Origin of the sequence: Corynebacterium sp. NML180780 (genome assembly GCF_007786415.1) — a bacterium.
In the GTDB taxonomy this organism is placed as follows: domain Bacteria; phylum Actinomycetota; class Actinomycetes; order Mycobacteriales; family Mycobacteriaceae; genus Corynebacterium; species Corynebacterium gottingense.
Genome location: NZ_VNKN01000005.1, coordinates 85,874 through 103,237, shown reverse-complemented (window position 1 = coordinate 103,237; position 17,364 = coordinate 85,874). Strand labels below are relative to the sequence as shown.

Below are 17,364 nucleotides of genomic sequence, written 5' to 3'. Positions count from 1 at the left end.
AGGTGAAGTATAGACGCAAGCGATTCCTCCGCACTACCCCTTGGCGGCTACACTCTGCGGCATGAGTTCTCTCACTTCCGAGGCCAAGCGCCGCCGCACCTTCGCCGTCATCGCCCACCCCGACGCCGGTAAGTCCACGCTTACCGAGGCGCTGGCGCTGCACGCACACATCATCTCGGAAGCGGGCGCCGTCCACGGCAAGGGCAACCGCAAGTCCACTGTGTCCGACTGGATGGACATGGAGAAAGACCGCGGCATTTCGGTCGCCTCCTCCGCGCTCCAGTTCGAGTACGCGCCGGAGGGGCACGAGGGCGAGCCCTACGTGATCAACCTGGTGGATACCCCGGGCCACGCCGACTTCTCCGAGGACACCTACCGCGTCCTCTCCGCCGTCGATGCGGCAGTCATGCTTATCGACGCAGCCAAGGGCCTCGAGCCGCAAACCCTGAAGCTCTTCCGCGTCTGCAAGGCCCGCGGCCTGCCAATCGTCACCGTGGTGAACAAGTGGGACCGTATCGGCCGCGAGCCCCTCGAGCTTGTCGACGAGATCGTGAACGAAATCGACCTGCAGCCCACTCCCCTCTACTGGCCGGTCGGGGAAGCCGGTGATTTCCGCGGCCTCGCCCACATCAGCGACGACGGCGAGGCCGACGAGTACGTCCACTTCATCCGCACCGCCGGCGGTTCCACCATCGCGCCCGAGGAGCACTACGCCCCGGACGACGCCTCCGGCAAGGAGGGCGAGGTGTGGGACACCGCGGTGGAAGAGGTCGAGCTGCTCGCCGCGGACGGCGCCCTGCACAACCAGGAGCTGTTCGAGCAGTGCATCACCTCCCCGATCATCTTCGCCTCCGCAATGCTGAACTTCGGCGTCCACCAGATCCTGGACACCTTGTGCGCGATCGCGCCCGCCCCGCGCCCGAAGGAGGAGCGCGACCTCGACGGCGACTTCTCCGGCATCGTCTTTAAGGTGCAGGCGGGCATGGACCGCAACCACCGAGACACGCTGGCGTTCATGCGCGTGGTCTCCGGCGAGTTCGACCGCGGTATGCAGGTCACGCACGCCCAATCCGGCCGCACCTTCTCCACCAAGTACGCCCTCACTGTGTTCGGCCGAAACCGCGACACCGTAGATACCGCCTACCCGGGCGACATCATCGGCCTTGTGAATGCGGGCTCACTGGCCCCGGGCGACACCATCTTCACCGGTAAGAACGTGCAGTACCCGCCGATGCCGCAGTTCGCGCCCGAACACTTCCGCACGCTCCGGGCGAAGTCGCTGGGCAAGTACAAGCAGTTCCGCAAGGCACTCGACCAGCTGGACGCCGAGGGCGTCGTCCAGATTCTGCGCAACGACCTGCGCGGCGACGCCGCCCCGGTGATGGCGGCCGTGGGCCCCATGCAGTTCGAGGTCATGCAGGCGCGCATGGAGGTGGAGTACAACGTGGAGACCGTCACCGAGCCGGTTCCCTACTCCGTGGCGCGCCGCACCGACGCGGAGTCCGCCGACGAGTTGGGCCGCCAGCGTGGCGTGGAGATCTTCACGCGCACGGACGGCGAAATTATCGCCCTGTTCGGCGACAAATGGAAGCTGGCCTTCGTGGAGAAGGAGCACCCCGAGCTGACGATCGAGCCGCTTATCGCAGACTAGGCGCCGGAGCAGCGAGGAACTCGACCCACCGTTCCCACTCGCGCTCGAGCTGCGCCTGGCCAGCAGCGTAATTGCTCTGCAGCTTGCTGGGGCGGCGCTCAATCGACTCGGCCTGCATGTTGTCGGGGAAGAAGACCAGCGCATCGCCTGCCCGCTCGGCGGCGAGAATCTCCCGCTTGGCGGCATTGTAGCGTCCGGCGCGCACGTGTAGCGCGTTGCCGATCTCCGGGTAGCGGCGGAACATGCCCCGCACGGCCGCAGGCTGGACCAGCGGTTTCTTCCAGTAATCGCGGGGGCGGGTGGCTAAGACGACGAAGCGCGTGAAGCCGGCCCGGCGCGCGGCGTCGATGAGTAGGCCCCCGGAGGTGCCGAGGGCGCCGTCGACGTAGGGTGCGGCGTCGATAAGCGTAATGGGCATGACTTTGGGCACTGTCGACGACGCGCGGGCCGCCCTTGCCACGAGCGACGGGTCGCGCAAGAAGTCGTCCCTGCCCCAACTGACGGTGTCACCGGTATCCGCGCGCATCGCCTCCACGTGCACCTGGGTGGAGGACGCGGCGAAGGTGGCGAAGTCGAACGGAAGGAGTTGTTCCGCCTGCCCGTAGAGGAACTCGGAATTGAAGTACCCCTTGCCGCGCGCCAGTTTGAGCACACCGCCGAAGTGCGGGTGCGAGGCTAGCTCGGTAAACGCGGCGCGGGCGCGGCGCACGTCCGCCGACGCGTAGTTCAGCGCGTGTACGGCGCCCGCGGAGACGCCGCCGACCCAGCCGAACTTCACCTGCTCGATGAGACGAACGATGGCGGGTGCGGTGTACGAGTTGCGCATCCCGCCGCCTTCAACAATCAGGGCCACGTCTTGCGCATCAATCATGCGCCAAAGTTTAGGGCTGGATCAGCGATCCCGCTGGGTGAGGAACTCGCGCATCGCGGGCCACTCGCGCGCCAGCTGCTCCTGGCCCGCCGCGTAGTTGGCTTTCAGCTTGTCCACGTTCAGCTCGGTCGACTCCACCCCCATGTGCTCGGGGTAGAACACGTACGCGTCACCCGCCGCTTCCAGGCGTTTCACCTCGGCGCGCGCCGCGTTGTAGATGCCGGGGCGTGCGACCATTGCGTCGACGACGTTGGGGGTCTTGCGCAGGATGCGTCGTAAAGCGCGCTGGCGCTTCTCTGGAGGCTTGATGTAGTCGCGCGGGCGGGTGAGCACGACGAGAAAGCGGGAGTAGCCGGCGTCCTTCGCCGCTTGGATGAGGATGCCGCCCGAGGTCCCCAGCGCGCCGTCGACGTAGGGCACACCGTCGACCTCGCGCATCTTCATCACGAGCGGCAGTGTCGACGAGGTGCGTGCTGCGATATTGATCTGTTCGATGGTCTGCATGTCCTCGCGGTTGTAGGTGACAGTCTCCCCCGTGTCCGCACGGACAGCCTCGAGGTGCACCTCTTCCTCCGTGCGAAGGAACGTCTCCATGTCGAACGGCAGTTGGTCCGCGTAGCCCTCGTAGATGAACTCGCCGTTGAGCAGGCCCTTGCCGCGGACCATGGTGCGCCAGCCGCCGAACTCGGGGTTGCCCACGAAGTCGGTGAAGGATTTCTCTGACCGGTACGCGTCGCGCGAGGCGAAGTTGAGCGCGTGGCTCGCACCAGCGGAAATGCCGCCAACCCAGCCGAACTGCACGTGCTCCGCGATGAGCTTTTCCACCACCGGAGCTGTGTACGAGTTTCTGGTGCCTCCGCCTTCGAAGATGACGGCGACGTCGCGGGCGTCAATTTCCGGCTCAACAGTCATGTGCTTCATCCTAAACGTTTTCGTATCGGCGCCCCAAGGTATCACCTTGCGCACTGCGTGCAAGTTTGCATACGCTGTGCAGCATGTCGAGTTTCTTGTACAAGCTAGGCAGCTGGTCATACCGAAAAGTATGGCCGTTCCTGGCCTTTTGGATAGTTGTCCTCATCGGCGCCGGGGTGCTCGCCTCCAACTTTGCCAAGGCGCCCAACCCCTCGTTCTCCATGCCGGACATGGATTCCACCATCACGCAGGAGGAGATGAGCGAGCGTTTTGGCACTGACGCGGATCTCACGAGCGCGCCCACCGGCACCGTTGTGATCCAGGCGGAGGGTGACCGCACCCTCGCCGACCAGGACGTGATGGCAAAGGTGGACGAGATGCTCGGTGAGCTGAAGTCCTCCGACGCGCTCGCCGATACCGACGCCATCGTGAACCCCGTGCTCGCCGCCGGTGGGATGCAGCAGCAGCTGACCGAGGCAAAAACGGCTCAGGGGGTCCCCCCGGAGCAGGTTGAAAAGGACCTCGCGCAACTCTCTCCCGTGAGCCCGGACCAGAAGACCGGGACCGTGGACGTCACGTTTAACGCCGCGGCGGTCATGGACATCTCGTCGGAGCAGCGCAGCGAGATCACCGACGTGCTGGACAAGTACGACGGCTCCGAACTGCTCAACGTGCAGTACAACGGCATGGCGTTCCAGTCGCAGGAAATGAACATGACCTCCGAGCTGATCGGCCTGGCCGTGGCAGCGGTTGTCCTGCTCATCACGTTCGGCTCCTTCGTCGCCGCCGGCATGCCGCTGCTCTCCGCCGTGATCGGCGTGGGCGTCGGCCTGCTCGGCGTCCAGCTGGCCACGCTGTTTACCGACACGATCTCGGACATGACGCCGATGCTGGCCTCCATGATCGGCCTGGCCGTGGGCATCGACTACGCGCTGTTCATCGTGGCGCGCTTCCGCAACGAGCTCATCAACGGCGCCGGCCTCAACGACCTCACGCCGAAGGAACTGGCGCAGGCGCTGCGCACCATGGACAAGGGCACGCGCGCCCACGCCATGGGCATGGCCCTGGGCACGGCGGGCGGCTCCGTGGTGTTCGCGGGCTTCACCGTGCTCATCGCGCTCGCCGCGCTGTCCATCATCGGCATCCCGTTCCTGTCCACCATGGCGTACGCCGCCGCCGCGACGGTCGCACTCGCTGTGCTGGTGTCCACCACCTTCCTGCCGGCGATGCTGGGCCTTTTGGGCACCCGCGTCTTTGCGGGCCGCGTCCCGGGGCCGAAGGTGCCGGACCCGGAGGACGAAAAGCCGACGATGGGCCTGAAGTGGGCCCGCATCATCCGCAAGCGCCCGTGGGTCATGCTGCTGGCGTCGGTCGCCCTGCTTGGCATCCTGGCCATCCCCGCTGCGGGTCTCCGGTTGGCCATGCCGACCGACGGCACGGCGTCGCCAGGCACCCCGGCCCGAGAGGCGTACGAGATGACCTCGGACGCCTTCGGCCCCGGCCGCAACGCCCCCATGATTGCGTTCGTTGACGTGGCCAACGTCGCCGAGCAGGATCGCCCCGCCGCATTCCAGGATGCGCTGACCGCCTTCAACGAGACCGAAGGTGTCGAGAACGCGCAGATCGTGCAGACCACCGACACTATGGACGCGGCGCAGGTCCTCATCAATCCGACCACGGGCGCGACCGACCCGGCGACCACGGAGACGCTCGAGCGGCTGCGCGACTACCAGTCCGAATTCGCCGGCAGCACCAGCGGCGAGTTCGGCATCACCGGTGTCACCCCGATTTTCGACGACATCTCGCAGCGCCTCCAGGACGTGCTGCTCCCCTACATCGCTATCGTCATCGGGCTTGCGTTCATCGTGCTCATGCTCGTGTTCCGCTCCCTGTGGGTCCCGCTCATCGCCGCGCTCGGCTTCGCGCTCTCCATGGCCGCGACCTTCGGCATCACCGTGGCAATCTTCCAGGACGGCATGTTCGGCATCATTTCCGACCCGCAGCCGCTGCTGTCGTTCCTGCCCATCATGCTCATCGGCCTCACCTTCGGCCTGGCGATGGACTACCAGGTCTTCCTGGTCACGCGCATGCGCGAGGGCTTCGTCTCGCGCGGCAAGACCGCCGGCAACGCCACCGCCAACGGCTTCAAACACGGCGCGCGCGTGGTCACCGCCGCCGCCCTGATCATGATTTCCGTGTTCGCCGCTTTCATGCTCATCGACGAGCCCTTCATCAAGGCCATGGGCTTCGCGCTCGCTGTGGGCGTGCTTATCGACGCCTTCGTGGTCCGCATGACCATCATCCCGGCCACCATGTACCTGCTGGATGATCGCGCGTGGAAGCTGCCCAACTGGCTGGACAAGGTGTTGCCCAACCTGGACATTGAGGGCGAGCACCTGCAGCAAACGGTGGAACACCATGAACCTGCGCGAGTCTAAGAAACAGGCAACCCGCGAGGTGATTTCCGACGCCGCGGCGCACATCCTGCTGCACCAGGGGTCAGAGAAGCTCACCGTCGCCCGGGTCGCCGCCGCCGCGGAAGTGTCCCCGCGCACGTTCCACAACTACTTCGCGGACCTGGACGCCGCCCTGCTGGTCTTTGTGGAACGCACCTTTGCGGAGATCGGCGAGGATATTCGCCGCCTCCCGCCCGAGCTCGGGCTCACCGAGGCGTTCGAGCAGATCTGCGTCGACGCACTCACCGGCGACGGGGTCAAGCTGCACTCGGCGTCGACCCTGCTGCTCACCTCGGACCGGCTTGAGCTGATTCGTGGCTCCGCCTGCCCGAACGACGACCGCGAGCGCATCCTGGACCCGGTGGTCAGCGCGCTACAGGAGCGCGCACCCCAGCTGGCCCCCTTCGAAGTCCTCGTGCTACTCAGCGCCTACGGGTCCGCCGCGAGTGTGGCGTTCAAGCGGCACCTCCGCACGCCGAGTGCCGACAGCCAGGCCCTCCTGCACAAGGCGTTCGCCGCCGTGCGCGCGAGCCGCTAGTTCCGCGCGTTTTTCACCTCGCGCGCTGTCCGCGCGATCCACCGCTCCAGCTGCAGGCGCCACCGGGCGCCCTCGCTGGAGCGTGGCCGGGCCTGGATGTGCCTCTCAGAGTCGTACCCCACCTGGAGCTCCTTCGCGCGGAGGACTTCGGCGTCCACCTTCACGCCCTCCAGCAGCACGATGTTCATCACCCACACGAGCGCCAGCACCGCGATCACGGTCCCGAACGCCCCGTACGCGGATCGCACGCCGAACGTGGACATGTAGAGCCCGAACCCCCACCACAACCAGAAGCCGACGAACAGGGCTAACGACGATCCCACCGTCAGCAACCTGAACCGCCCCGGCCTCACATTTGGCGTGAAGTAGTACAACAGCGACAGCAGGATCATCGCCATCAGCACGATCACTGGCGTCCGCAAATACACCCACACCGGCAGGAACTTCTCCGTGAGGTAGGTCAGCACATCCTCCACACCGAGCGGCCGCGCCACCGGCCCAAGCACGCTGTGCACGATGCCGTCCGTGAGCAGCGTCCCGATCAGGATCGCCAGCCCACCGACGACGAGCATCAGCGTGATCAGCCACATGGTCACCCAAGTGACCACCACGTTTCGCCCTTCCGAGCGCCCATAGACCAGGTTGGCGTTGCGCGAAAAACTCCGCACGTACGCCGACGCAGACAGCAGCGAGATCAGCAGCGAGACGATCAACGCCACAGTGCTTTGCGACGGAGTGCCCACAATCGTCTCCATCAGATCCATCGCCTCTCCGCGAAGGGCCTCCGGCACGTACACCTCAACGAGCCCGTCCAGGAGCTGATCGACCGCCCCCGGATCGCGCCCGAGTAGCAAGGTCGCGATGGCGTACGCCGAGACCAGCATGGGCGCGAGGGACAGCACCGTGTAGTAGGTCAGCGTGGCGCCTCGATCCACCATGGCGTCCGTGGAAAAGTCTGCAAACAGCCGCTTGAGCACGAGCGTCCAACCAGCCTTTCCCAGCCGGTTCCTGCGACCGAGGGGATTGGGCAACGTATCTTCCGACGGAGGGAACTCCGGTTCGCCGATGCCGTAGGGCAACACGAAGTCGACGCGTCGCGACGCAATCTCAGGGCCCTTTTCGGCATCTTCCATAGTGCCAGCGTAACGGTTTTCTGCTCGTTGACCTTGTCCTGACACGGTGAAAACCAGCGCGCTTCCAGAGCAGCATTTTATGTTCGCACGGACATTCTTTGCTCATTTGTTCGAACAGTAAGTGTGCACCATATCGTCATAGTTTAGAACGCACATTCTATTTTTGCCACCGATCTTCGAACCAGTGTTGGGTGCCACGTTTATAGTGCAAGGCATGAACACTCAACAAGCCCCACCTCGCCCCTACTTCCGAATAGACAGACCCCACGACAGCGATGCGCACCTTGGCCGCAGCCTCCGTGAATCGGAGCACGCACTGTACTCGCGCTTTAGCGACGACGGCGTGAACATCGAGGACTTCGACGTGGTCGTCGATAAGCTTGCTCAGGCCACGGGCTACTCCCGCTCTGTCATCCGTTCCGCGGTGCTGTCGTATCACCGTCTGACGGATCTGCCGCGGCTGCGTGCGCTGCACAACGAGCAAAAGCTGCTCACGCTGGGGCACCTGACCGCGATCCGGCGGAAGCTGGAGGAGCTCGGTCCCGACGCCGACGCGGAGATCCTCGCCGGTATCGACGACTTCCTGGTCGAACAGTTCACGCCCACCCGGCAGAGCCAGCCGTTCCCCGACCCCGCGGCCGTCACGCGAAAGTTGCGGGCGCACATCCGGCGCATCGACCCGGCTCTGGGCTACAACCCGAAGAAGCGGAAGGAGCGCGAGGCCCGCCGGGACCACGGAGCCGAGTTCTTCCTCGAGGACTTCGGTGGGATAACAAAGGGCATGATGAACCTGACCACGGACACCGCGACACTGGCCGCCGTGCGCGCGTTCGTGCAGCAATGCGGGTTGGAGCACAAGCTGTCTTCGCACGACACCGTGGTGAAACTGCTCACCGGCGAGATCACGCCGGCAGCGAAGGCGCGAATCCAGGTATACGCGCCGAAGGGGCGCGAGGCGGGGCAGCCAGTGTTCATCCCGGGCTTCGGCTGGACCGAGCCTGACGCCACGATCGCGTTCGACGAGATGTGCGCGCAGACCCCGCCCTCCGTCGCCGACATGGACGGCGTTCGCGAAAACACGACACCCAGCTACGTGCCGACGGCAGACATGCGGGCGCTCGTGGAGGCTCGCGACGGCACGTGCATCTACCCCGGCTGCAACCACCCCGCGGAGCAGTGCCAGTTGGACCACCGCATCCCGTTCGCTGAGGGAGGGGAAACACGCGTGGATAACCTTCACTGCCTCTGCCAGAGGCACCATAACCTCAAGACCGACCGCCGCGCCTTCTACGTCGTCGACCCCGCGACCGGGGACGCCATCTGGCTGTACGAGGACGGCACATTTGAGGTTTCGGAGCCTTCCGGGCTGCTGACCGCTCAGTTGGGTGCTGAGGATCCGCGGTGGAAGGCGTCGATAAGCGAAGTGAAGCGCAGGCGCGAACGGGCCGCGGAGTTTCATGCGCGCGGACACGCGATTATGGACCAATACGAGAAAGATCAGGACATCATCGAGTGTGAATTCGCGCTGGACCAGCTCGAAGAACAGTTTGACATGCGCTTTCCGTTCCACCCGGAACCGGAATGGTGGATGGGGCTCACACCACCGGTGGATGCACCATTTCCCGACTATGAATGGGAGGACAACCCGGACAACCTGCGCTTTGACGACGCCAACATTCCGCTCCCGGAGGCCGGTTAGACTCGCACCATGGCATTTCTTGAGCGAATCCGCGCACTGTTCGCGGGCGACCCGACCCTGCCGCTCGTGGAGTACCCGGAGGAATTTGAGCGATTCGAGGTCACGCACCTGCACGTTCACACCGCGAACCTGTCCCCCGACACCGACGAAAAGATGGTGATCATCACGACAACGCCCGCCGCGCTCCCCGCTCTTCAGGAGGCGAACGGTCCGGTGCAACTTGTCGCAAAAAACGAACGTCCCGTGACGTTCGTCCCGATGGACAAGCAAGCAGACCCGCTGCTCGACCCGAACCTCGGATGGCTCATTCCAGTGACCGAAGCAACCGGTCGTGAAATTGCGACCACGCAACAAGGCCCCGGCGCGCACGAGCTGGACTCGCTGCACCTGGGCCTTGTGCTGGAGGGCGACTAGGCGGCTACACCAGCCCCATCCACTTCCAGTACGTCGCGGAAAGGAGCAAGATCAACAAGTACGCCACGATGGTCAGCGGGATGCCCGCCCGGAGGAACTGCTTCGTGGTGAACGCGCCCGTGCCGTAGGCCAGCATGTTCTGCGGGGCGGAGATGGGCAGCAAGAACCCGAAGCAGATGACAAACTGCTGGATGATGACGAAGCCGATGCCGCCATTCGGCACGTCGAGCGTCGCAGCGAGCGCGATGAACACCGGGATCAGGGCGGAAGCGAGCGACGTCGCGGACGCGAATCCCAGGTGAATGATGATGTTGAACAGGGACACGATCGCGATCGTGGCGAGGATCGGCATCGAGGAAATGCCCAGCGCGCCAAACGTCTGCTCCGAAAGCCAGGTCGCCGCGCCCGTTTTCAGGAGGAACGAGCCGAGCGAGATGCCCACCGCGAACACGATCAGCGTGCCCCAGTTGATGTGGTTCTGCGCGTACTTGAAGTCCATCACCCCGATGCCCGGTAGGAGCATCACGCCGATCGCCACGAGCGTGATCGTGGACGAGTTGATGGGGTGCAGCAGCCCCTCGGTCGCCCAGAAGAGAAGCAGGACCACGGCGATCGCAGTCAGGCGCTTCTCTGCGCCAGTCATCGGCCCCATCTCGTCCAGCTGCTGCTGCACCAGTTCGCGCCCTCCCTCAATGCGATCCACCTCGGGTTTCATGACAGCGAGCATGATGAAGTACAGCGCAATCGACATCAGCACCGCCCATGGCGCGGCCCACAGGAACCACTTGCCCCAGGACACGGTCTGACCCATCTGGTCCTCAATGAAACCGATGGCCACAAGGTTTTGCGCCGCAGCAGTCTTAATACCGACGTTCCAGATCGACACCGCCTGCACCGCAGTAATTACCAGCAGCGCCGACAGTTTCGAATCCACCGTCATGCCGAACGCGGCCACCATGCCCAGGAGGATCGGCACCACGGCGCCCGCGCGAGCGGTTGCGGACGGCACGAAGAACGCGAGGATGATAGAAATCACGATCGCGCCGGCGACAATGTGCGACGTCTTCTCGCCCGCAACTTTGAGCACGTTGAGCGCGATGCGCCGGTGCAGCCCCGTCGCCTGCATCGCCGTGGCCAGCGCCAACGCGGCCGCGACCAGCGCCACCGCGCCCGACGAGAAGCCCCCGAGCGCAATGCTCAGCGCCGGGCCCGTACCGAAAATCTCGCCCGGATTTTCCGGATCGGGCGACAGCCCCACGAGCATGGCAATGAGTCCGATGATCAGCACCGAACTGACCGGGTAGCTCACCGCCTCGGTCACCCACATGATCACGGCAAACGCAAGCATTCCGAGCGCGATCTGCCCCTGCCACTCGATACTGTCAATGGGGATCAGCAGCACCACGATGAGCGCGATAAACGCAAGGAAAAACGAAATGAGCTTCCCCTTGCTCATCGACGCCCCCTCGTCACCCCCTCCCCGCGTCACCGTTCCCGAATCCGCCGTTTGGTGCGGTTTTGCTGGTTGAGTTGCAGCCGATGCCACGAGAGCCTCCCTACCGAAAGTGGTGTTATAACCAATTCTAACCAGGGAAATTGGGCGAAACAAAAGAATACAAACGGTCAGGACCGGGCACTACCAGGCATTAAAACGGAAGCATTCCCGCAGACCAGGCGCCGCCCGCGATGAGCGCGATCACGCCGCCGAGCGCCGCGAGTACCGCGATCACAATGTCGGTGGTGCTGGACCCCCGCCCGGGCTCTTGAGATTGCGTGTCAGTCGGCGTCTCCGTCGGCCCAATCGGCGCACCCAGCTTTGCCTCTGCGAGCTCGCGCAGGGTCTTCGGGGCATCCGGGTCCGCAAGCACTTCCTCACGCACCTGCTTCGCCTCTTCTGCAGAGTAGTCCAGGAGCGACAGGTCGTAGTGCTCGGCAAACACCTCCTCACCGTCCTTGTTGCGCACCGCCACGTCGAGCGGCATCGTTGCGCCCTTGAGGTGCTGCACCCCGGTGATCGGGATGTCGAAGGTCGCCGACGGCGTCTCCGCCAGCTGGCCGGGCACGCGGATCGTATCCGAGTAGTGCCCGCCGGGGTACGAGACGTCGACGGTGAAATCGTCCAGGTCCAGCCCCAGGTTCCGGAGCTGGGCAGTGACGCTGTTGTCGTTCCGGGAGGTGACGATGGAGTTTGTGGAAGCGTCGAAAAGCCTGAAGCCCGCCTGGCCCGCGTTGTGCTCGGCGGCCGCGATCTCCAGGTCCCGCACGAGCATATGGTCGTGGGTGACCACGGAATCGTCCGCGCCGACGGTGGCGTTGACCTTCCCAATGAACTTGCCGCCCAGGTCAAGGTGCTCCCAGTCCGGGGCCACCTCGTAGGCCCCGGTGTAGCAGGTGTAGTCGCCGCAATGCGGATCGTCGCCGTTGCCCTTGGCCACCGTGTCACTGTAGTCAAAACGGGCGAACTGGTAGAGGTAGTTCATCACGGACTCGTAATTGCGCAGCAGGTCAGTTGTCTCCACGCGCGTATCCGACAGCGCGGACCCGGTGTGGGTCAGGCCCAGGTTGTGGCCGAACTCGTGCAAAATCGTGTTGCGCACCTGGTCCTGGCCCGTCAGCCCCTCGTGCTTCGCCACGTAAAATACCGAATCGCTCACCAGCCCCATGCCGGTGGTGTAATCATCCTTGGCCAGCTGGTCGCCGATGATGCCGACGCGGAAGACGGACTCGCGCGGACCGAGGAGCCGGTCGCGGTCAGCGGCCAAGCGGGAGTGATGGTCGGCGTCCTTGAAGTAGTACGGCTCGAAGTCCTCGGTCGCGCCGCCGTGGCGCTCCTCATAGTTGGGGATGTTGTTGAAGAGGCTGCCGGCATCAATGTGCAGGTTAATCCCCTGCTGATCGAAGAGGTCGACGAGCTCCAGGAGAGAGCTTCTCGACGGCCTGTACACGTTCGCGTTCGCCGCATTGCACGCCGCGAACTCGCCGAATTGCTCCGCGCTCGCGCCGAAGCGCTGCTCGCGGTCGCACCCCAACGTCTCCCATTCGGACTTCGCCCAGTTGAGCTGCAGATACAGGTCGGGCCGGTGCGGGTCCGCGCCCCACGCCTGTAACGGGAACTGCTCCCCGCTCGCGGTGGTGAAGCCCTGGCGCTCCCACGCGTCCGGAAGCCCGTCGCGGTCCGAATCCACCGCGGATCCCTGCGTGGCGATGTCCATGGTCATGCTAGCGTGCAGCTTGCCCTGCGCGGGAACCGCCCGCTCCCAGCGCCCGCGCTGGAACGAAGCGCCATCCGCGCCCACGCTCCCGACCTTGCCCTCGGCTGTGGTCGCGTCCTTGTCGGTCGCGACGCCGGACGACGTGGGGTCCTTGTAACGCAACGTCGTCTCGTAGCCGCCGTCCCGCGGGGCGATCATAAACGCGCCGTCCCGAAAGCTCGCCCGGTCCTTGCCGTAGGCGGTGATGCGCGAGTTCATGTCCACGCTAAGTTCGCGGTCCTCGTTGCGCAGGTTGGTCAGGGTGACGTCGACAGCCATGGACTTCTTCCCCACCGTGAACGTGCGTTCCACCTTCACGCCCTGCGACGCATCTTCGTGCGTCAGCGTGACCACATCTGTGCCGCCTTTGGACGATGTGCGCACACTCGTCGCGCTCGGCAGATAACGGACGCTGCCGCCGTCGGCGCGCAGCGCGACGTCGAAGCTGCCGGCCATAATCCCCGCCACGGAATAGGGGTGCTCGAACGTAAACGTCGTAGTGCGCCCCTTCGAGATGTCCATCACCGCGAACCCCTCGTCGTCGGCGCTGGGCGTCATGTGGACGCCAAAGGGCATGTCCTCCACGCCCGCACTCGCCGGGCTCGTAGTCCCCATCGCGATCATCGCCGTAGCAATCGCGGCGGCCCCCGCTCCCCTCAGGTTCACCGGGCACCCCCAGAGAAGGTGGTCCATGCCCAGTTGCCCACGGCTCCGGCGACCACCATCGCGACCATCACCACCGGGATCCACCACGCCTTGCTGAAGTCTGCGCTTTGGTCCGGCGCGTCCGCAGTCAGGGTGACGGTCGTCTCCTTCCCGTCGACGCGCAGCTTGACCGGGTACACCGCACCGCGCATCGCGTCCGACGGCACCGACGCCTTCACCGCTCCGTGTTTGTCCACGGTGACGTCTGCGCCGCCACTATCGACGATCACCACATCCGTTCCCCCACCAGCAAGAATTTCCTCCTCCTGCCCCGGTCGCAGCGTGTGCTGTTGGGACGCTGATTTCGGTGCCACCCGGAGGTGCACCGGCGCCGTCGACTGAGAGCCGTCCGAGTAGCTCACGCGCACGTTGACGTCTGCGTCCTTGGCCGTGTCCGACGGAGTGGCGGAGACAGCGCCCGTCGCTGGATCGACGGAGATGGCCCACCCCTTCAGCTCCGGGTTGTCCGCGCGGCGCCACACAAACTGAGCGTCCGCGGGAACGTCGGCGTCACCGGTCTGCTCCACCGTCACCCGCTCCCCTGGCGCCGCGGTGAGCGTCTCCCAGCCGGGGTGGATCTGCTCCGCGGTTGGCAGGTCGTTGACCTGGAAGACGGCCGTGGCCTCAACGGTGGCGCCGCTGGGCAGGCCGACTTCCAGCGGCACCGTGACCGAGTCGCCCGCCTTGGCGCCCGACGCCGCGGTGTCTAGCGTGACCTGGCCAGTGTTGGCGTCCACCCACGCGCCCTCCGAGACGGTGTGGAACGTCATTCCCCCCGGGACCGGCTGGCTGGAAAACTCGCGCCCCTGGTGCCAGATGGTCACCGTCGGTGCCGCGCTCCGCACCTTGCTCCCGACCCGTACCTGCGTCACCGGGTACATCACGTCCTTCGGGTCCTGCGGTCCGGTCACGCGCACCGGAATGGTCTCGACCTGCCCCGCCGACGTGCGCACAATCAGGTCGTGCGCACCCGGTTGCTCGTTCGCCGGGGGCATGGCCTCGACCGTGCCGTCAGTGAACACCTCGGCCCACTCCGGGCCGTCGATGCGCTCCACGGTGACCCCGCTCTTATTGCCCGTCACGGTCGGCACCACGGTTGCACGGCTTCCCGCCGCGACGTTGATTGAGCTCCAGGCGTAGTCGACCGTGCGCTCCGGCCCCGGGATCATCAGGCTCGATTCCAGATCTGCAGTGAGCTCGATCCCAGACTGGGTGTACTCCTCCCCGCCCCAGGTCGCGCGGTAGGCGTACGTGCCGACCGGGACGTCTAATGACACTCTGCCCGCGTAATCGGTCGTGGCCTGGAACGACCCGCCGCGGCCAGTGAGCTCGACGTCGACGTGTTCAAGCGGCCCGGCCGGGGTTGCAACCGTCAGGGTGTAGCGGGCGGTGTCGGCCGCGAGCGCCGCCGGGGCGACCAATGCGGTGGTGACCGCCGCGCACGCCACGATGGGAGTCGTTGTCCAGTTCATTATTCCGCCTTGCGCTGTTGAGCTTTGTTGAAGAGTTTAAATGAGGCCGCTCGCCCACGCCGCCGCTGCGCCACCTGCAATAGCCAACAGGAGGAGCAGCGGCACGACGATGGCCGCCGAGCTGCTGCCGCTTTCCGGCTTGGGCGTTGCCTTGGGGGCTTGCACTGCCTTCGTGGTCGGTGTTGCTTTGGTGGTCGGCGTGGTCTCGTTGTGCACCTGCGCGATCGCCGGGCTCGACTTCACAGCCCCGCCCATCGGCGTCGAGTCGGTGTTTGAGTCCTCAGCAACCGGGACGGCGAAGCGGTCCTCGAAGGTGGTGTTGCCAAGCTCATCGGTCGCGTGGACGTCGAGAGGCAATGCCCCCGGCTCCGTGGGCGTCACGGGCACAGTGATGGTCGTCGTGTTCTTGCCGGAGCGAACGCCGCCGAGCACGACGCGCTGGGTGTTGCCACCGACGGCGACCTCGTAGCGGTGCAGATCCAGGCCCGGGTTCGTGAGCTTGAGCGTCACCTCGCCGCGCTTGCCGCTGGTCAGGTCGCCCTCGTCGGTGACCTCGACCTCGACGCGGTCACCGCTCGCGTCGGCGCGCTCCATCTCTTTGTCCAGCTTTCTGAGTGCTGCGGTGTCGACCTTGCGCGCGTCAACGCCCGCGGTACCGACGTGGCCGCCGAGGCGCAGGGAGTTAATAAGCAAGTTGTCCCAGTCCGCGGGGACGCGGTAGTCGCCGCGGTAGCAGTTCACGCCCGAGCGGTTGCACTCCTCCGGGAGCGGACCGCCGGACACGGCCTCCACGTCCGAGTAGTCGAAATAGGAGAACTGGTACAGGTAGTTCATCACGGACTTGTAGTTGGGCAGGTAGTCAGATTTTGGCACCTTGCCCTCAAACTTCAACGAGCCGTTGTGGTTGAGGCCCAGGTTGTGGCCCAGCTCGTGCATGATCGTGTTGCGCAACTGGCTGTCTTCGGTCATGCGCTCGTGCTTGGCCACGTAAAAACCATTATCGCCCACGAGGGAGGTGCCAACCGAGTAGTTGCTCGGGTTCATCTGGTCACCGATCACGCCGACGTGGAAGACGGAGGCACGCTGGCCCAGCAGGCGGTTGACGTTGTCCACCATGCGCAGGCCGGGGATGGAGTTACTGAAGTAGTACCGCTCGTATCCCTCGGTCTGTCCACCGTGGCGGGTGTCGTAGTTCGGGATGTTGGAGTAGGTCTCGCCAGCGTCGATGTGCAGGGAAACGCCGTGCTCATCAAACTTGTCCGCCAGCTCATCCAGGATGTGGCGGGGCGGGCGGTAGGTCCGGGTGTTCGCAGTGTCGCACTGCTCGGCGTCCGGCGTGTTCAGGCAGCCGAGTTTTTCGTACTCGGATTCCATCCAGTTCAGCTGCAGGAAGACATCGGGGCGGTGCGGGTCTGCTCCCCATTCGTTGAGGGGGAGCTGGGTGCCGTCGTCAAGCGTGACGCCCTGTTCCTCCCACTGGTCGGGCAGGCCGTCCCGATCGCTGTCCACGGCGGAGTCCTGCGTGTCAAAGGTGATCGTTGCCTTTGCCGTGAGCTGGTCGCCGGGGTCGACCGAGCGGAACCAGCGGCCACGTTGGAACTGTGCGCCATCGGGGTCGACGTAGCCGACCTCGTCGGTCGCGGTGGTCGCATTGAAGCTGTTTGCCACACCGGAGAAACCGGGGTCTGCGAACTCCACCAACGTGTCGTAGCCGCCGTAATCCGGGCCGACGGTGAAGCGTTCGCCGTCGAAACTGCCGGTGAGCGTGCGGTTGGTGTTGATGGAATTGGTCAGGTCCAGCTGGAAGTAGGCGTCCTCGGAGCCCTGATTCGTGGCGGTGACCTCGACCGTCATCTCGGTGTCGGTGGTGCGCACGACCCGCTCGATTTGCACTCCCCTCGCGGCGTCTGCGTACTGAGCAGTGGTCACCCGCGCTCCCCGCTCATCCTTCGTGGTGACTGGCGCGTTGTCCGGTGCCATGATGCGGGCGCCGTTGACAAGAATATCGGTGTACAGCGTGTTCGACTGGGTACCCGCAACTGAATCCTCGTCGTGGTGGGAGAACTGCGTCAGGCGGGAAGCGTCCACTTTTGCCTCGACGGCACCGGCGACCGCGGGCTGCCCGCCCACGACGAGCGCTGCACCGAGCGCGACTGCGATGCAGCGTGATGCCAGCTTCCTCATGCGGCTGCTCCTCAACATTCTTACCCTGACCATGTATGCGCCGATGCATAAAAAATATTCACGGTCGATACATGAGCC

12 protein-coding genes are annotated in these 17,364 nt (G+C 65.1%); 5 read left to right on the top strand and 7 right to left on the bottom strand.

Annotation, left to right across the window (positions count from 1 at the left end; all coding sequences use genetic code 11):
• The first annotated feature begins 61 nt into the window (after positions 1 to 61).
• The gene (locus FPP74_RS04475) at positions 62 to 1,651 is read left to right on the top strand and encodes a peptide chain release factor 3 (RefSeq protein WP_095548458.1); all 1,590 of its coding nucleotides are present in this window, start codon (positions 62 to 64) and stop codon (positions 1,649 to 1,651) included.
• Here the strand turns inward: FPP74_RS04475 and FPP74_RS04470 are convergent.
• Both FPP74_RS04470 and FPP74_RS04465 read right to left on the bottom strand, forming a co-directional pair.
• Positions 1,638 to 2,522, bottom strand: coding sequence for a patatin family protein (locus tag FPP74_RS04470; protein ID WP_095553201.1), 885 nt, complete (start codon positions 2,520 to 2,522; stop codon positions 1,638 to 1,640). The two genes, FPP74_RS04475 and FPP74_RS04470, sit on opposite strands and share 14 nt — an antisense overlap.
• Positions 2,523 to 2,543: 21 nt before the next feature.
• Entirely contained in the window at positions 2,544 to 3,434 is an 891-nt protein-coding gene (locus tag FPP74_RS04465) for a patatin family protein (RefSeq protein WP_095537759.1), read from the bottom strand.
• A gap of 83 nt (positions 3,435 to 3,517) precedes the next feature.
• Between FPP74_RS04465 and FPP74_RS04460 the strand changes: the two genes are divergently transcribed.
• Both FPP74_RS04460 and FPP74_RS04455 read left to right on the top strand, forming a co-directional pair.
• Complete coding sequence (locus FPP74_RS04460) at positions 3,518 to 5,872, top strand: MMPL family transporter (RefSeq protein ID WP_095553202.1); 2,355 nt, start codon at positions 3,518 to 3,520, stop codon at positions 5,870 to 5,872.
• On the top strand, positions 5,853 to 6,428 hold the full coding sequence (locus FPP74_RS04455) for a TetR family transcriptional regulator (protein WP_158221598.1): 576 nt from the start codon (positions 5,853 to 5,855) through the stop codon (positions 6,426 to 6,428). The genes FPP74_RS04460 and FPP74_RS04455 overlap by 20 nt, the downstream gene beginning before the upstream one ends.
• Here the strand turns inward: FPP74_RS04455 and FPP74_RS04450 are convergent.
• On the bottom strand, positions 6,425 to 7,561 hold the full coding sequence (locus FPP74_RS04450) for a YihY/virulence factor BrkB family protein (RefSeq protein WP_095553204.1): 1,137 nt from the start codon (positions 7,559 to 7,561) through the stop codon (positions 6,425 to 6,427). The genes FPP74_RS04455 and FPP74_RS04450 overlap by 4 nt on opposite strands.
• Positions 7,562 to 7,775: 214 nt before the next feature.
• Here FPP74_RS04450 and FPP74_RS04445 point away from each other — a divergent pair, with 214 nt between their 5' ends.
• Together FPP74_RS04445 and FPP74_RS04440 are read left to right on the top strand one after the other, a co-directional pair.
• Positions 7,776 to 9,260: an HNH endonuclease signature motif containing protein gene (locus tag FPP74_RS04445; protein WP_143340120.1), complete on the top strand. Its 1,485-nt coding sequence runs from the start codon at positions 7,776 to 7,778 to the stop codon at positions 9,258 to 9,260.
• Positions 9,261 to 9,269: 9 nt separating this feature from the next.
• Complete coding sequence (locus FPP74_RS04440) at positions 9,270 to 9,674, top strand: hypothetical protein (RefSeq protein ID WP_095553206.1); 405 nt, start codon at positions 9,270 to 9,272, stop codon at positions 9,672 to 9,674.
• 4 nt (positions 9,675 to 9,678) lie between these two features.
• Here FPP74_RS04440 and FPP74_RS04435 read toward each other — a convergent pair whose 3' ends face one another.
• The 4 genes from FPP74_RS04435 to FPP74_RS04420 form a co-directional block, all read right to left on the bottom strand.
• Complete coding sequence (locus FPP74_RS04435) at positions 9,679 to 11,130, bottom strand: DASS family sodium-coupled anion symporter (protein ID WP_095535706.1); 1,452 nt, start codon at positions 11,128 to 11,130, stop codon at positions 9,679 to 9,681.
• A 190-nt stretch (positions 11,131 to 11,320) separates the two neighbouring features.
• Positions 11,321 to 13,618 (bottom strand): hypothetical protein, encoded by a 2,298-nt coding sequence (locus FPP74_RS04430; RefSeq protein ID WP_144717256.1) that lies wholly within the window; start codon positions 13,616 to 13,618, stop codon positions 11,321 to 11,323.
• Positions 13,588 to 15,102, bottom strand: a complete 1,515-nt coding sequence (locus tag FPP74_RS04425; RefSeq protein ID WP_144717255.1) for a YPDG domain-containing protein — start codon at positions 15,100 to 15,102, stop codon at positions 13,588 to 13,590. The genes FPP74_RS04430 and FPP74_RS04425 overlap by 31 nt, the downstream gene beginning before the upstream one ends.
• A gap of 36 nt (positions 15,103 to 15,138) precedes the next feature.
• On the bottom strand, positions 15,139 to 17,286 hold the full coding sequence (locus FPP74_RS04420) for a hypothetical protein (RefSeq protein ID WP_144717254.1): 2,148 nt from the start codon (positions 17,284 to 17,286) through the stop codon (positions 15,139 to 15,141).
• Positions 17,287 to 17,364: the final 78 nt, after the last annotated feature.

Bases quoted from the DNA above. Each gene is read 5' to 3' on its own strand.
- FPP74_RS04475 (WP_095548458.1), top strand. From the start codon at position 62: ATGAGTTCTCTCACTTCCGAGGCCAAGCGCCGCCGCACCTTCGCCGTC.
- FPP74_RS04420 (WP_144717254.1), bottom strand. From the start codon at position 17,286: ATGAGGAAGCTGGCATCACGCTGCATCGCAGTCGCGCTCGGTGCAGCG.
- FPP74_RS04430 (WP_144717256.1), bottom strand. From the start codon at position 13,618: ATGGACCACCTTCTCTGGGGGTGCCCGGTGAACCTGAGGGGAGCGGGG.
- FPP74_RS04465 (WP_095537759.1), bottom strand. From the start codon at position 3,434: ATGACTGTTGAGCCGGAAATTGACGCCCGCGACGTCGCCGTCATCTTC.
- FPP74_RS04470 (WP_095553201.1), bottom strand. From the start codon at position 2,522: ATGATTGATGCGCAAGACGTGGCCCTGATTGTTGAAGGCGGCGGGATG.
- FPP74_RS04455 (WP_158221598.1), top strand. From the start codon at position 5,853: ATGAACCTGCGCGAGTCTAAGAAACAGGCAACCCGCGAGGTGATTTCC.
- FPP74_RS04440 (WP_095553206.1), top strand. From the start codon at position 9,270: ATGGCATTTCTTGAGCGAATCCGCGCACTGTTCGCGGGCGACCCGACC.
- FPP74_RS04425 (WP_144717255.1), bottom strand. From the start codon at position 15,102: ATGAACTGGACAACGACTCCCATCGTGGCGTGCGCGGCGGTCACCACC.
- FPP74_RS04460 (WP_095553202.1), top strand. From the start codon at position 3,518: ATGTCGAGTTTCTTGTACAAGCTAGGCAGCTGGTCATACCGAAAAGTA.
- FPP74_RS04435 (WP_095535706.1), bottom strand. From the start codon at position 11,130: ATGAGCAAGGGGAAGCTCATTTCGTTTTTCCTTGCGTTTATCGCGCTC.
- FPP74_RS04450 (WP_095553204.1), bottom strand. From the start codon at position 7,561: ATGGAAGATGCCGAAAAGGGCCCTGAGATTGCGTCGCGACGCGTCGAC.
- FPP74_RS04445 (WP_143340120.1), top strand. From the start codon at position 7,776: ATGAACACTCAACAAGCCCCACCTCGCCCCTACTTCCGAATAGACAGA.